Genomic DNA, 15688 nt, shown 5'->3' on the forward strand with positions numbered 1-15688 from the left:
AGGCGTCAAATACCATTAAACTAGGTTAGACGCTTTGTTCCATTTTTGAGACAGTGATAAAAACATGCCAGATCTTAACGGTATGATGCTGTTTGCGGCGGTAGTTAGAGCCAAAGGTTTCTCCCAAGCAGCCCGCGAAACAGGCATGCCAAAATCAACCATAAGTCGTAAGGTTGCTCAACTCGAAGAGCAACTTGGTGTACGTCTACTCCAGCGAGACACTCGAAATTTGAGTCTCACTCAGGTAGGTGCGCTCTTCTATCAGCATTGCACTAGTATTCGTGACGAAATAGAGGCTGCTAAAGCCACCATAGAAAACACTAACAACGATGTTTCAGGTTCCCTACGCATTGCGATTCCGGTCTCATTCAGCCAAGAACTTATCGCCAACCTGTGTAGCAGTTTTATGCGCCTCTACCCCAATGTAGAACTAGATGTGCAGTTTACCGACAGCGAAGTGGGTCTAGTCGGAGAAGGCTATGATATCGCTATCAAGTATGGTCCACTGCAATCCTCAGACTTAGTCGCCCGTCTTTTGTTCGAGCGCAAACCTATTTTAGTTGCCAGCCCAGGTTACCTGAAGACCAATGGCACCCCAGCCACACCACAAGAATTAGCCAACCATGATGGTATATTACTGGGCACCTCACGCTCAGCACCCATCTGGCCACTGGGAAAAGGCAACAGAAAAACCATGGTGAATTTCAAGCGTAAGGTCAGAGTAAACAGCGCCGTTATGGTAAAGAAACTGGCTCAGGATGATTTTGGCATTGCCATGTTATCTAACTCAGTATGCAAAAACGAGCTGGCCAGCGGCTCTCTTGTGCCTATTCTTCAGGAGTGGCCCATCGAGGCATTTAAAGTCTATGGTGTTTACTCGAGCAGAAGGCAGCTGGCCACTAACATCAGTGTATTCCTAGACTTCTTCACCAAGCGCTTCAGTAGCCAGGAATCTCTGCAATCCTTGATGGTATAGGTATAAAATCCTTCCTAGATTTTAGAGTCTAGGAAGGAGACGAAAGAACCTAATTTACAGCGATTAAATCAAGCCTTCCAATACTAATATCTGTTTCACCAAGTCTTTCCTCAATGGCAATTGGCTGTTGCTTTCAATGTCCATATTGAGTGCGAAGAAGTAGACCCTCTCTTCTCTTTCAAGCCAACCGACAAACCAACCAAGCTTCTGTCCTTTTTGCACCGCATAACCAGTTTTACCTCTTAGCACCCACTCACTATTCGCTTCCAGTAACATCATCTTCTTGACGATTCTCTGACTGCGGTCTGAAACAGGTAAACGGTTATGGTAGAGGCGCTGCAGAAACTCAACTTGCTCCTTCGCTGAAATGGCTAAATCGCCATTTAGCCAGAAGCTATCAACTCCTCCACTTATATCATTGTTACCATAATTAAGTTGCGCTACGCCTTTAGCCATCTCGCTTTGCCCCATCTCTCGAGCCAGCGCTTGATATATAGGCACAACAGAGTATTTCATCGCCGTTGAAAAGTTATGGTCTCTATTCCAGGCAAGAATGTTGCGCTCCTTTCCATCCCATGGAAATTGACTGTATTCATCCTTGACGATACCAGCCTCCAACAAGAGTAAGCTGTTAGGAACCTTAAAAGTCGATGCGGGAATGAACCGCTTTACCGCTCTTTTTCCATCATTGGTCATTAGCCTTCCCTGCTCATCCAGCAACACCATCACACCGATTACCTTCTCTTGAGCAAACTTAGCCAACCAGCTACTGGTTACTTCCAGGCTATAGTCTTTAGCATTCTCAGCTTCCGCCCCCTTCGTTTCCGAACTATGCGCTTCAACGGCTTGTTTCGCCGCAGCGGGGTGACACAAAACAGCCAGTAATGCCAGCAAACCAATATTAAAACGCATATAACTTATCCTTTTAATTCATCATATTGACTCGAAAGAGTCTGAGTAGTTAGCCTATCAAACTTTCCCACCAGTAAGAGCCGAATAAAAAGGCAATTCGGAGACAGATAGTGGCAAAAAAATGACAACTCTCCTTCAGCACAAGTTAGTAGCCGGATACTTTATTTGCACTCGCTTGTCGTGCATACTCAGGCGTTGACTATAATAAGCTCAAATCGATAACTCATTAATTGATAAATTATTAATAAGAATAAAATCAATTCTAAATCACTCTCTATTCCAGATAAAAAGGAACAAGCCATGACGAAATCCTGTTTAGCACTTGCCGTTGCAGGACTACTTTCCAGTGCAATTACCAGCACTAGCGCTATGGCTAATATCGATATCGAAGAGGCTCGTGTGCCCACTGCAGCCCAAGCTATGCCTGAAGTCGTTGGCCGCTATCAAGCTTTAGTCGATAGTCTCGAGGAACAATATAAAAAGCAAACTGATGAGTTGTTAATGACTCAGATGGTTGCCAGACAGGGAGAGCGACTCTGGCAGCAGGCAGTCAGGGATGTCCAATCGGGTGGGCAAGATGACCGACCTCTGTATTGGGGACGCTTGGCCATGAAAACCTTGCTTAAGCAACAAGCGCCGTCATTCAAACTTGCCCCCTGGCAACGAGATGTGAATCTAAGCGCAGTAGAGAAATCTTCAAGAGGCTTCAGTAACATCAGCTTTTCTGCCGATACCCAGATCAAGATCTTGCTAACAGGATTTGATCCTTTCTTTCTTGATCATAATATAGATCAGAGTAATCCTTCAGGCTTAGCGGCACTAGCACTGGATGGCTATCAATTCTCCGTGAATGGCAAGAAAGCGCAAATACAGACGGTGATGATCCCAGTACGCTTCGCCGACTTCGATCAAGGCATAATCGAATCTCTGCTTACCCCTTATTACCGCGATAATAGCTTGGATATGATTATCACCGTCAGCATGGGTCGCGATGATTTCGATCTTGAGCGTTTTCCGGGACGTAATCGCAGTGCAGCATCACCGGATAACTTAAACGTATTGACGGGTGGCAACAAAGATAAGCCGATCGCCCCTATGTTCAATGGCAAGACCTTGAATGGTCCTGAATTTGTCGAATATTCACTTCCTGTAACCGCTATGCAGTCGGTTCATGGGGATGGAGCCAAATGGAAGGTAAACGATAACCACACAGTCACCACACTGGCTAGGGGTGAGTTTGAGGCAATGTCCTTATCCGAGTTACAAGGTGCCACCTCAGTCGAAGGCTCAGGTGGAGGCTACCTATCGAATGAAATTTCATACCGCGCGGTCTTATTACAGCAGCAATTTAACAGTAAGATCCCTGTCGGTCATATCCATACCCCAAGAGTGAAAGGTTTCGATGCTAAGACTGAAGCTAACATAGTTGCACAGATTAAAGCCATGGTCATAGCAGGGGCTAAGAGCTTATAATCTGGAATAGATAAACACGCTTGTGAATAGCGAGTCAGTAATACTCGCCGAATGATAGAGTGGCGGGTATTACTGTCCAATTCAAGCTATTAACTCTCGTATAATGCCAGCTCAGGCTGGCAGCCTTCACTCAGTTTAGCAATAATAGTTTTAAATCAGGGCTGCATGCTTAATTTATTCGGATCGAAAACCAGAACGAAAGCCAGCTCTGCAGAGCAAGCCCAATATGAATTTGAAGATGAACGCCACCAGCAGATAGCTGAACAGGTCTCAGAGTGTTATCGGCAAGCCGAAGTTTATTTGAACAGGGCTTTTTCACTTCCTGAAATCAACTTTAAACTCAGGGGGAAGAGTGCGGGCACGGCTCACCTGCAGCTCAATCTACTCAGGTTCAACTCCACTTTACTGGCTGAAAACCATCAGGCCTTTATCGATCAAGTTGTTCCCCACGAGATCTGCCACCTACTCGCTTATCAGTTATACGGTAGGGTCAAACCCCATGGCAAGGAGTGGCAAGCCCTTATGATTGAGATTTATCAACTGGAGCCAGCCACAACTCATACTCTAAATATTGGTTCAGTAGCTGGTAAGACCTTCGATTATTTATGCGACTGTGGCAACGTATCTCTGAGCATTCGACGTCACAATAAGGTGGTCCGCGGTGACACTCAGTATCGTTGCAGACGCTGTAAACAGGAGCTTAAAAGAGCTTAACTTATCTTACTTCAACCAAGCTCTTGCTTCTATTACCATTCATCCCGTAAAATCCCGCAAAAGAGCAGACATAAGTTCTGCCTATCGTCTTTGGGGCATGCTAATAAACGCATAATTGCCCTGCTTTAGGGAACACCATTGAAACCTTTTACAACACTCAGCGCAGCCTCCATTGGCCTAGCGTTAAGTTTACTCTTGTCATCGACATCATTCGCATCTCCCTCTCATCCCACCAGCTTTAGCCAAGCTAAGCGCTTGGCAAAAAAGATCTATAGCAGTGAACTGCCAAACACTAGCTTCTATTGTGGCTGTGACATCAAGATCCAAGGTAAGAAGTGGAACCCGGATCTACAAAGCTGTGGTTATCAAGTCAGAAAGCAAGAAAAACGTGCCAGCCGAATAGAATGGGAACATATCGTCCCCGCATGGGAACTGGGCCACCAAAGACAATGCTGGCAAGAGGGGGGACGAAAAAATTGCGGTAAGAATGACCAAAAATTCAAAAGAATGGAATCAGATCTCCACAATCTGGTCCCTGCAGTTGGTGAGGTTAATGGCGATCGAAGTAACTACCGTTTTAGTCAATGGAATGCTAAACCACAACAATATGGCCAATGTGCCATGGTGGTCGACTTTAAATCTCGTAAGGTTGAGCCACCAATCTACACTCGAGGACGTATAGCCCGCACATACCTCTATATGCAGAACACCTATGGTTTAAAGATCGCCAAAAGCCAATTAAAACTGTTTAAAGCATGGGATAAAACTTATCCAGTTGATACTATCGAGTGCAAGAGAGACGAAGCTATCGCCCGGACTCAAGGAAACCATAACCCTTTTGTCAAAAAAAGATGTGACTCACCAGCTAGCAACACTCGGATTGCGGAGTAATAAATAGATGAGAACCCCAAGAATTTACCAAGACTCACCTTTAGCAATCGGTGACAGTTTGGCACTCAATGATGAGGCAGCTTCGCACATAGGCAGAGTTCTGCGAATGACCCAAGGTGAACAAATTAGCCTATTCAATGGTAGCGATCATGATTATTTAGCTGAGATAATCTCTGCCAGTAAGAAAAATGTCTCCGTTAAGGTCTTATCTTCGAGCACTAATGCTAGTGAGTCGCCGCTACATATTCATCTGGGACAGGTTATCTCCCGTGGTGACCGCATGGACTTTACCATTCAAAAGTCGGTAGAGTTAGGCGTCAACACCATCACACCTTTGTTCTCAGAGCGTTGTGGTGTCAAACTCTCCGGTGAGAGGTTAGAGAAAAAAATACAGCAATGGCAGAAGATTGTCATCGGCGCTTGTGAGCAGTCGGGCCGCAGCCAGGTACCAAAAATCAGACCCGCCATGTCATTAGAAGCTTGGTGTAGCGAACAAACAGATTCACTCAAGTTAAACCTTCACCCTAGGGCTGCACACGGTATCGGCGGATTATCTCTTGAGGTAACTAAAGTCAGACTCTTAATCGGCCCCGAAGGTGGCCTCTCAGAGGTTGAGATATTGAAGACAGAGCAAGATGAGTTTACCGATATCTTGTTAGGTCCAAGAGTACTAAGAACTGAAACGGCGGCACTGACGGCTATCAGCGCCCTGCAACTCAAATTTGGTGATTTATAGCTTCTAGTTCTAGCAAAATTAAAGTTGAAACCTCTTACGAAAACACCAAACAAAATTCAATTGTCCCATCGAAAGATGGCGAAAGAAGGAAGCGAACGATGATCAAGCTCGGCATAGTAATGGACCCAATCAGCGACATTAACATCAAGAAAGACTCTAGTTTCGCTATGTTACTCGCGGCTCAGGACCGTGGATACCAGCTCTTCTACATGGAGATGCAAGATCTGGCCATGGTCAATGGCAAAGCGATGGCCAATATGCGAGCGCTAACCGTCAAGCAAGATCCTGAAAACTGGTTCGAATTAGGCGAAGCTATCGACACACAGATGTCAGACCTTGATGTTGTGTTAATGCGTAAAGATCCGCCGTTCGATACTGAGTTTATCTATGCTACTTACATGCTCGAGCGAGCCGAAGAAGAAGGTGTGCTGATCGTCAATAAGCCCCAGAGCCTTCGTGACGCCAATGAAAAACTATTCACAGCCTGGTTCTCTGAGTTTACACCGGAAACGATTGTAACCCGAGATGAGACCCGCATCCGTAGTTTCTATCAGGAGAAAGGCGACATCATCCTCAAGCCATTAGATGGCATGGGCGGTAGCTCCATATTCAGAGTCAAGAAAAATGATCCTAACTTAGGTGTTATCATCGAAACATTGACTAATCACGGCCAGCAATACGCCATGATCCAAGCCTTTATTCCCGACATAACCTCAGGTGATAAACGGATCTTAGTGGTGGATGGTGAACCAGTTCCTTACTCCTTAGCTCGTATCCCACAGAAAGGCGAGACCCGAGGCAACTTAGCCGCAGGCGGTCGTGGTGTAGCCCAGCCACTTTCAGAAAGTGACTGGCATATTGCTCGTAGCTTGGGGCCCGAACTCAAGAAACGCGGGCTGATCTTCGTAGGCCTAGATGTGATTGGCGATAAGCTAACCGAAATTAACGTCACTAGCCCAACATGTATCAAAGAGATTCAAGCGGCTTATGATGTAGACATTACTGGTATGCTAATGGACGCAATCGAAGCTCGGATTAAAAGCGCAGATTAAAGTTCAGACTGCAGCACATAGGTAATGCGACACTCGCTATGTGCTGATAAACGCAATCGAAGCACGAATCAAAGCAAGCTAGGATGTAGGCAATGGCCGCGACGCAAAAAATGAAGATATTCAAACTCTGTATGCTAGCAGGTGTGGCACTAATCAGCAGCGTGGGCGCCGCAGCTCAAGCTGTGACTCCAGTGCAAACCATATTAGGCGACGCCCCAAGCATCCCTAAAAATATCGTGATCATGATAGGAGACGGTATGGGCCCAGCCTATACCAGCGCCTACCGATACTATAAAGACAACCCAGATACTCAAGAGATAGAGCAGACGGTATTCGACCGACTGCTAGTGGGAACCTCCAGTACATATCCGGCTAGGGTGAGTGGTTATGTCACGGATTCGGCAGCCTCGGCAACGGCATTAGCCACCGGGACTAAAACCTATAATGGCGCTATTTCTGTCGATACGAATAAACAGCCAATTCCTACCATAATGGAAAAAGCCAAAGCCCTGGGGCTATCCACTGGAGTGGCGGTGACATCACAGATAAACCATGCTACTCCAGCAGCGTTTCTCAGCCATAATGAAAGCCGTAGCAATTACGATGAGTTAGCCCAAAGCTACCTTAAAACCGATGCCGATGTGATGTTGGGCGGTGGCCAGAAATATTTTCCTGTCGGCCTGATAGAAAAGTTCGAGGCTAAGGGTTATCAATACCTGTCGGACTTTAACCTGTTGGACTCGGTCAAACAAGGCAAGGTCATAGGCCTATTTGCCGATGTTCAACTCCCATGGGCAATCGATGACAGTGACAGTAATAAACTAAGCAAGATGACGACTAAGGCTCTAGAGTTATTATCGCAAAATAACAATGGCTTCGTGTTGCTGGTTGAAGGCAGTCTAATCGATTGGGCCGGACACAATAATGATATTGTGGCGGCAATGGGCGAGATGGAAGAATTCGCTAATGCAATCGAGGTCGTAGAGCAGTACATCAGGAAAAATAACGACACCCTGATGGTAGTAACTGCAGATCATAATACCGGTGGCTTAAGCATAGGTGCTAACGGCGAGTATAGCTGGGACACAGCTATCATCAGGGGCGTACAAGCTAGCCCGGACTTTATCGCCAATGATGCTCTCGCCGATGGTGACTGGCTAGCTCGAGTAACATTAAACTTAGGTTTCGAGCCTAATGAAGATGAAATATCTCAACTATCTCGAGCGAGAATGCAAGGTAAAGAAGTGATGATCACGAGTATCAAGCAGCTCATAGATAGCCGTTCAAACACAGGCTGGACCACTGGTGGGCATACAGGTGTCGACGTACAGGTATTCGCAACGGGTCCTGCAGCGAGCCTATTTGCAGGTTATCAAGACAACACAGATATCGCGACTAAGCTAATTAGCTTGCTACCTAAAGTAAAGTCTCAGCCGAATAAATAACCCAAATACTAAATATTAACTCCCCAGTTTAGCGAGCTGGGGCAGTGACTCTACTGGCCACACTCCATCTCCCTCGATTTCATTCAGTATCCTGAAAGCCTTCCTCTCATCTATCGGTTTCGAGAACAGGTATCCCTGCGCTAATTCGCATCTGGCGGCAGCGAGAAATTCACACTGCTCCTGAGTTTCTATACCCTCAGCGACTACGGTCCTGCCCAAATTGTGCGCTAGATCTATGACTGTGGTGACGATATGAGTATCAACGCTATTATCGAGTACGCCGGAGGTAAAACAACGGTCGATTTTCAGTACATCGAAGGGGAGCTGCTTAAGATAACTTAAAGATGAATAGCCAGTGCCGAAATCATCGATGGCTATCCGTACACCCAGACGCTTCAATGACTTCATAGCAGATAAGGCTAGATCCACCTGTTCAATCACACTCTCCTCGGTGACCTCTAACAGCAGACTTTGGGGCGGGATATTATATTTTGACAAGATGCGTTGTACCAAGGGGATCAAACCAGGATCCATATAGTGCTTAGCCGATAGATTGACCGCAAGATAAAGATCGTCCCAACCTTGGTCAATCAGCCGGGACAAGATAGCTCCTCCCTCTTCGAGCACGTAGTTGCCCACTTGTATGATGGCTTCACTATCTTCAATATCAGGGATAAAGTTACCCGGCATGATCAACCCCCTCTCCGGGTGATGCCATCTGATTAACGCTTCGAATCCTTTCACCTTTCCATCTGGGAGTGACACTATGGGCTGCAGTGAGAGTGACAACTGCTTTTCTTCGATAGCTGCACCAATATCTTGCTCTATCATCAACTTGTTATTCGCCCTTTGTAGCATCTCTTGAGTGAACACTCGATAGTTGCTACGTCCTGCGTCTTTAGCCTGATACATGGCCAAGTCGGCGTATTTAATCAGCTCTTCGGCTCTAACATTATTGCTTTCGCAGTAGGCGACTCCGATACTTGTGGTCACGATCAACTTATGATGTCCTAACACAACGGGTTGCTGCAGGGAGGCAAATATCTTATGAATGACCTTACGCACATCCTCTTCCGAGCGGATCCCCCTCAATAGAATAAGAAACTCATCCCCACCTTGCCTAAATACCGTATCCATAGCACGTACACTGTGATTCAACCTCTTAGCTACAATTTTTAATAGCTCATCTCCCTGATCATGTCCTAATGTGTCGTTGATCCGTTTAAATTCATCGAGGTCGAGAAACATCAAAGCTATCTTATCGTGAATGCGTCCGACACAGGCGATAGTCTTCTTCAATTCATGATTGAGCATTGCCTTATTAGGTAACCCCGTAAGAGTATCTAGCATAGCGAGCCGCTCTAATTCACAAGTATATTCATCAACTTCCAGCTCTAGGTTCTGCATGCGCTCGGCAAGATTTAGAGTCGCAATATTGATCAAGTCCACCTCATCGACAATGAATGAAGAACTCTTAGGTGACAGGGTTTTCAGGGTCTCAAAATCATGATCAGCGAGCATAGGAAGCAAAGTGGCATGGCGACTCAAACTAACCACAGGAGCCCAGGCAGCCAGAATAACTAGGGCTCCGGATAAAATTAAACTGAACAGGAGAGTACCCAACATACTCTCCTGAAACTCATTGAGCAGAGACTGCCAGTCATTAATATTGTTGATCACCAATATCACTGGAGGAGACTCCCCCTCAGCCAAGGGAAATGCCCACAAAACAGAAAGTTCACCGCCCACTCGGTATACACCTTCCCTGTTCTCTATCTGCTTCCAGGTAAATTGCTCCGCAGCTTGCTCTAACTGGACCAAACTCGCGTGCTTATTGCTTATACTAAAGACTTCTCTGCCCCAATAACTTTGTCTCTCCTCAACATCAGTAGAAGGGGCTAGTACAGCCAACTCAAATGTTTCATTAATCCTGAACCTTGCCAAAATATCAGTCAGGCCAGTTTCCATAAATAAAAAGTGTGGTTCGCCTTGTAGTAAGTTAGGCACTAAGACCTGAATAACACACTCTTGTAAGCATACGATGCGCCAATGAGGCTCCAGCTTAACCCCAGCCGATTCAAACCAACTTAGCTCTTGCTTTTCGATTAACTTACCTGCATGAGCGAGCACTTGGCCAGATAGCGACAAAAGACTCAACCTATCAAGCTCCCAGTAGAGCTGTAAATCCGGCCAGTGAAGATCTAACATGGCTTGGTAGTCCGAGGGGGTTTGCTGATCACCATTGACGAGTAATGCAATCTGTTGAGCCGCAGACAAGGAATGATCGACACTCAAAGAGATAGAAGTTTCCAGATTCTGAGCTAATTTATCGCGCTGAGATTCCAACAAAAAGTTCTGCTGACTGATAAGTTGTCGATATGCGAAGCCACCTAAGATCCCACCTAAGATAGTGAGTATGATGAGTACGGCAACCAGCAGTTTCCACTTAAGGCTAATAAATACTGTCCGACCTTCAGGCTGCAAAGTCATAGCATCACCACTGGAATCGATAGGAAAGTTGCAGCGCAAACATGGACCAATGCTTCGACTGCGTAGATGGGTCCGGTGCCACTATGGGAGTAACCCAAGACGCACCTTCGACTAGATGATATTCTGCTGCTAATAACCAATCATTATTCAAAAACCAACGAGCCCCAAAGGTCCAGTCATCTGTGTAAGCAAAATAAGCAGGCAAGCCAGTTGTTGCCTCATACTCCTTGCCATCGGCATCGTCTTTATCATCTATATGTTTATCGAATCGTACAAAAAGCTCTACTTCATGGGGCAAATAGGCTCTGAGGTCTAAGTAATAGCCTATACTGGAGTCAACAAGCTCATTCGCCATTGGAGGAAACACTAGGCCATTAATCAGTCTATCTCCAGTCATGTATTCCGCGGTAAACTCAAAGTTTAGATATCTGAACTGTCCCGAGAACACCCAATTTTTTAGCCGGATATCACCCGGGAAATAGTAGTCATCCATAGATGGGAGATAGCTAACTTCGGCATCGTAATAGGTAAAACCTAATCTCAAGTAGTCATTTTGAAACTCAATATCTCCGGAGTAATAACGCTCAGAGTCGAAGGTGCCTAACTTTTCACTGCCCATCACATTTCTATCTAAGTCTTCGGTGACATCCACTTTACCAACAGACACATGCCAGTCTAATGCTCCATTCCAGATCTGATGCATACCGAACAAATCTGCCCCCTCGATATGCAACTGGGCATCACGAAAGTAATCGCTATAGATAGATTGGGGCAACATGATACTCGGCCTTGTAAAGGGAACATCTCTGGTACTGGAATAGAAGCCCGTTTCATTCTTAAAACGGCCTCCACGAATACCTAGGGTTCCTTCACCTAGCTGATGGCTATATTCGACAAATAAATAGTCGAAATCAACACCACCTTCAGCCAGGCTGCCCCACTGCCTGTAACTAAGCGCACTGGCAACGCGAATATGCTCGATGGGCTTCCATGACACAGCAAATGCGGCTTCGGTGATATTAAAGGTACTGTCATCCTCCCCTACGACGAACTGGGTGTCATCTGCAGCAACGTAGCCCTGGCCAATAAAACCATTAAATTGCCAGTCAGAAGACCAAGAAGAAAAAGATGCGAGAAGAAGTACTAAACTGGTAAACCAATTAGCGACTAGTTTCATATAGGCTCCTAGTCACTCTGCTGTCACCATTGAGATTGTCACCGCTTAGCGCGGGAGCTGCGACATAGCCTATCGCGCCAGGCGTTCTTGCAATTTTTTCCTGCATCTCGGCTTCATTTCTTAATATGATTGGCCGCTCTCCTGTGCCGGAATAAACTAAACGATCCCACCTTCGCTGTAACATATATGGCATCATATCCAGCTGCTTAAAACAAAATTCTTTATGGACTTCAGAGCCGGGAGCAAGAATAAAAACCTGGATTTTTTGACCATCGGGCCAATAGACTTTTTGCATTGAAAAAATCAGGCGTAACTCTTGAGCAGGCAAGGGGAAATCAATGGCTGAATCATTCACTATGACCTGAGCTGCGGTCGAATGAGCACAAAAGAGATACAGCACTAACATCCATGTGGCCAAAAGGCGCATTAACCAGTCTCCTTACTATCCTTTAACCCACATAAGCCATTTATAAGCCATGCAGCTGCATCAACAAATCAAGCAGATACTAATACCTCGCGTATCTACAGCTTAGGCAAAGAATACTTATGCCGCTCAGAATTTATTGCATAGAAGGAGAGAATTTACATTTGAAAAACGTGATTAAAAAGTTTTCAATAAAATCCGTGCTCAGACTATCTAACCCAAGTCACTATTAGCCATAGTGATTTACTTTCAATTCACCTTATAAATTCAGTCATCAATATTCAGAAACATTCAATAACCAGAAGCCTTTACCTAGTCAATATCTGTATATATCAGACTAAAAACTGATAGAGATCTTAAATTTTGAGATATAATAGCCGCTCAAATTTCCTAACTGTGGTCGTCGTGTTAACTAATCCATCTCAACTCATTCTTAGAAATAGCAATTTATTCGAAAATCAAAATGTATTAGTGCTCAATTATGAAGACGATCGTCTACCTAAGCATCTATTAGATTATGCCAGTAAGGTCACCGCACTAGCACTGGACTTCCACCATCACCTACAAATGGAGCCCGAGGCCTGTCCAGAGCTATCACTATTTTTTGGCCATAGTCTCCCCAATGAAGAGCTGTTTGATACCGCGATCATTTATTACCCTAAGGCGAAAGCACTTGCCGCCTACCTCATTAACCTAGCTGGACAGCACTTGAAACCCGGTGGACAGCTAGTCGTAGTGGGTGAAAATAAAGGTGGAATTCGTTCTCTGGTCAAACAGGCCCCAACCTATTTTGATAAACCGTTTAAACAAGACAATGCTCGCCACTGCCTACTTTATATCAGTGAGCTTATCAACCAAGCGCCCAAAGTCAGACTCACCGACTGGGTCAGTCAATACCAGCTACATACCCCTCAAGGCGAAGTGACAGTATGTAACTTAGTCGGTGTGTTCAGCGAGAAAAGGTTAGATGAAGGCACTAAACTATTACTATCGAATCTGCCAAATATGAAAGGTAGAGTATTAGATTTTGGCTGTGGTGCAGGCGTCATTACTGCCGCCCTACTCAAGGCGCAACCCAAATTGCAAGTCGAGTGTGTCGATATCAATGCCATGGCTCTAGCTTCATGCGAGCTGACACTAGAAGCCAATAATTTTACCGCTACTACTTACCCATCAGATGGTTTAGCCCAAACCCAAGATAAATTTGATGGCATCATCTCTAATCCACCATTTCATGATGGACTCAAGAGCACTCCCGAAATAGCCAAAAAATTTGTAAGCGATAGTGTAAAAAAACTGAGAAAAGGCGGTGTGTGGCACATAGTCGCCAATCGACATCTAGCATATAGTGATACTATCGAAACTCACTTCGGTCAGGTCGACGTTATCGCCGAAAACAACAAGTATAAAATTTATTCTAATAAATTCAATAGATAAACTCGAAATCCACAAGTTTAAGTCAATGCTATGTAAGGGCCTGATAAAACACTTATGGCCCTTTTATTGCTCAAAATCAATTTTGTATTAATCTTATTAGACTCCATTCACTTTTCAGTCAGTTAGAGCTTCTTAGCCGAAACTTTATACTGTTATACTCGGACAGTAGTAACCTAATATAAAAAACATAAAAATAATAATGAATCATTACATCGGAATTGACTATGCTATCTCCAGAACTCATTGAACTAAGTGCAGATAACAATTTTGCCGAATTTAAGGTCACCCCCAATACGCACGGTCCCCTCACCGAAGAGGCTATCTTTAACCTCTTAGCACTCCCAGGTTTCGATTGTCTTTTCCCCCTTGAACCTAGTATTCAGAAGGCTGTGATCCAGGTAAATCAACTCAGTGGCCAAGATGATGGCCAATTCGAACAATTTTTTCAGATTGCCGAGCGCCGCGATGGTCTAATCGAAATAGAGATAAGTGAAGACAAGATGAGTGCAGAGATGCAACTCACAGCAGCCTGGGGTGGTGAGGAAGTCACCATCCAAGATATCTTAAAGTCACTCAAAACCAATAATGTCGGCATGGGCCTGAGTAAAGTTAAGATTCAAACCCTGTTGAAGCAAATAACACAAGTTCAACCGGGTAAGACTTGTCGTAGTATCATCGCAACAGGCAAGCCCTGTGTAAATGGCGTAAACGCCAGCCTTGAACGTAAAGTCCCCCTCGCCAGAGAACGCTTATTGCAACCCCAAAAGAGAGAAGACGGCTCCGTCGATATGCGTAATTTAGGTGCCATTATCATGGTAAAACCCAAAGACCTATTGATGGTGAAACACCCGGCAACACTGGGAACGAAAGGCTATAACATACATGGTGAAGTGCTAGTACCTATCCCAGGTAAAGATCTCCAGCTTAACGAAGGGGATGGAGCCGGGCTAGATCCTGCGAATCCCAATAACCTGATCGCAACAGTTGCAGGGCAACCCGTTGAGACAAAAACAAGCATGAAGGTCGATGATGTGCTCAATATTAAGGATGTCGATGTTGGTTATGGCAACGTCGACTTTCAAGGCAGCGTATTGATCACAGGAGATGTACACGAAGGCATGGTGGTTAAAAGCTCCGGGGACATTACCGTTATGGGGTTTGTCGATTCAGCAACATTAATAGCCGAAGGCGATGTGATTGTCAGTAAGGGCATCATTGGCAGACAACTCAAAGAAAATGAGCTATCGACTAAGGTACAGGCTAAAGGCCAGATCTGCGCTCAATTCATCCAGTATTCAGATCTGAATGCTCAGGGGGAAATCCTCGTCACTAAGCAACTACTTCACAGCTATACCAAGACAACTCAGAAGCTTACTGTCAGCGATGCCAACGGGCGTAGAGGCGATCTCGTAGGTGGAATAGTAAAAGCTGATAAAGGACTTAAAGCCGTTATCATAGGCGCTACAGCTGGCACTAAAACCGAAGTATTTTGTGCCATGAAACAGAGTGAACTGAAGACAAATCTCAAAGAGCTAGATCAGGGTATCAAGTCTATGGTTGTAGCAAAACTGGAGATTGAATCCCGCATAAAGAAATTGCCCCCAAAGAGTGAATGGCAAAATGATGCCATGATGGTGGAACAAGTCCAAATGATGCTGGATGAGAAGCAACGCGTCGTAAATGAACTCGCAAGGGAAGAGGTTGAATATGAGTTCATCAAACAGGAAGTTGACAGTTACTATCAAGATAACCGTATAGAGGCTCATAAACACATTTTTGCCAATGTCGAGATTCATATAGGTAAAGCCTTTAATCGAACTCAGAGAGAGCACGGTACCTGTATGGTATTCAATCAAGATCAAGAAATAGCTTTCGATTATAACAATCGCGGTTAATACCCCCCCTGATTTGAATACTCAGGCTTAACTGTTATACCAATCAGTATAAAGATGTGATCGCTC

13 protein-coding genes are annotated in these 15688 nt (G+C 45.0%); 9 read left to right on the forward strand and 4 right to left on the reverse strand.

The features are described from left to right. Positions 1 to 64 precede the first annotated feature (64 nt). Complete coding sequence (locus tag sps_RS14245; protein WP_077753141.1) at positions 65 to 976, forward strand: LysR family transcriptional regulator; 912 nt, start codon at positions 65 to 67, stop codon at positions 974 to 976. A 63-nt stretch (positions 977 to 1039) separates the two neighbouring features. Here the strand turns inward: sps_RS14245 and blaOXA are convergent, their stop codons facing one another. Then, complete coding sequence (blaOXA, locus tag sps_RS14250; protein WP_077753142.1) at positions 1040 to 1888, reverse strand: class D beta-lactamase; 849 nt, start codon at positions 1886 to 1888, stop codon at positions 1040 to 1042. A gap of 300 nt (positions 1889 to 2188) precedes the next feature. Here blaOXA and sps_RS14255 point away from each other — a divergent pair, with 300 nt between their 5' ends. The 6 genes from sps_RS14255 to sps_RS14280 all read left to right on the forward strand — a co-directional run bounded on the left by sps_RS14255 (position 2189) and on the right by sps_RS14280 (position 8199). Beyond that, complete coding sequence (locus sps_RS14255; RefSeq protein WP_077753143.1) at positions 2189 to 3361, forward strand: hypothetical protein; 1173 nt, start codon at positions 2189 to 2191, stop codon at positions 3359 to 3361. Between the two features lie 165 nt (positions 3362 to 3526). After that, on the forward strand, positions 3527 to 4075 hold the full coding sequence (locus sps_RS14260) for a SprT family zinc-dependent metalloprotease (protein ID WP_077753144.1): 549 nt from the start codon (positions 3527 to 3529) through the stop codon (positions 4073 to 4075). 138 nt (positions 4076 to 4213) lie between these two features. Continuing rightward, positions 4214 to 4966 (forward strand): endonuclease, encoded by a 753-nt coding sequence (locus sps_RS14265; RefSeq protein ID WP_077753145.1) that lies wholly within the window; start codon positions 4214 to 4216, stop codon positions 4964 to 4966. A 7-nt stretch (positions 4967 to 4973) separates the two neighbouring features. Continuing rightward, positions 4974 to 5702: a 16S rRNA (uracil(1498)-N(3))-methyltransferase gene (rsmE, locus tag sps_RS14270; RefSeq protein WP_077753146.1), complete on the forward strand. Its 729-nt coding sequence runs from the start codon at positions 4974 to 4976 to the stop codon at positions 5700 to 5702. Between the two features lie 98 nt (positions 5703 to 5800). Beyond that, positions 5801 to 6754 (forward strand): glutathione synthase, encoded by a 954-nt coding sequence (gene gshB, locus sps_RS14275; protein ID WP_077753147.1) that lies wholly within the window; start codon positions 5801 to 5803, stop codon positions 6752 to 6754. A gap of 92 nt (positions 6755 to 6846) precedes the next feature. Beyond that, positions 6847 to 8199, forward strand: coding sequence for an alkaline phosphatase (locus sps_RS14280; protein WP_179948374.1), 1353 nt, complete (start codon positions 6847 to 6849; stop codon positions 8197 to 8199). A gap of 15 nt (positions 8200 to 8214) precedes the next feature. Here the strand turns inward: sps_RS14280 and sps_RS14285 are convergent, their stop codons facing one another. From sps_RS14285 to sps_RS14295, 3 genes are read right to left on the reverse strand one after another with little or no spacing between them, the layout of a single operon-like run. Continuing rightward, the gene (locus tag sps_RS14285) at positions 8215 to 10689 is read right to left on the reverse strand and encodes a putative bifunctional diguanylate cyclase/phosphodiesterase (RefSeq protein ID WP_077753148.1); all 2475 of its coding nucleotides are present in this window, start codon (positions 10687 to 10689) and stop codon (positions 8215 to 8217) included. Positions 10690 to 10693: 4 nt separating this feature from the next. Continuing rightward, positions 10694 to 11866: a hypothetical protein gene (locus sps_RS14290; protein ID WP_077753149.1), complete on the reverse strand. Its 1173-nt coding sequence runs from the start codon at positions 11864 to 11866 to the stop codon at positions 10694 to 10696. After that, positions 11850 to 12293 carry a type 2 periplasmic-binding domain-containing protein gene (locus tag sps_RS14295; RefSeq protein WP_077753150.1) on the reverse strand — a complete coding sequence of 148 codons (444 nt, stop codon included), beginning with the start codon at positions 12291 to 12293 and terminating at the stop codon, positions 11850 to 11852. The genes sps_RS14290 and sps_RS14295 overlap by 17 nt, the downstream gene beginning before the upstream one ends. 402 nt (positions 12294 to 12695) lie before the next feature. On the opposite strand from sps_RS14295, the gene sps_RS14300 reads away from it, so the two are divergent. Next, complete coding sequence (locus sps_RS14300) at positions 12696 to 13727, forward strand: class I SAM-dependent methyltransferase (RefSeq protein WP_077755696.1); 1032 nt, start codon at positions 12696 to 12698, stop codon at positions 13725 to 13727. A gap of 224 nt (positions 13728 to 13951) precedes the next feature. After that, complete coding sequence (locus sps_RS14305) at positions 13952 to 15622, forward strand: DUF342 domain-containing protein (protein WP_077753151.1); 1671 nt, start codon at positions 13952 to 13954, stop codon at positions 15620 to 15622. The last annotated feature ends 66 nt before the right edge of the window (positions 15623 to 15688 follow it).

Source organism: Shewanella psychrophila (genome assembly GCF_002005305.1).
Taxonomy (GTDB): domain Bacteria; phylum Pseudomonadota; class Gammaproteobacteria; order Enterobacterales; family Shewanellaceae; genus Shewanella; species Shewanella psychrophila.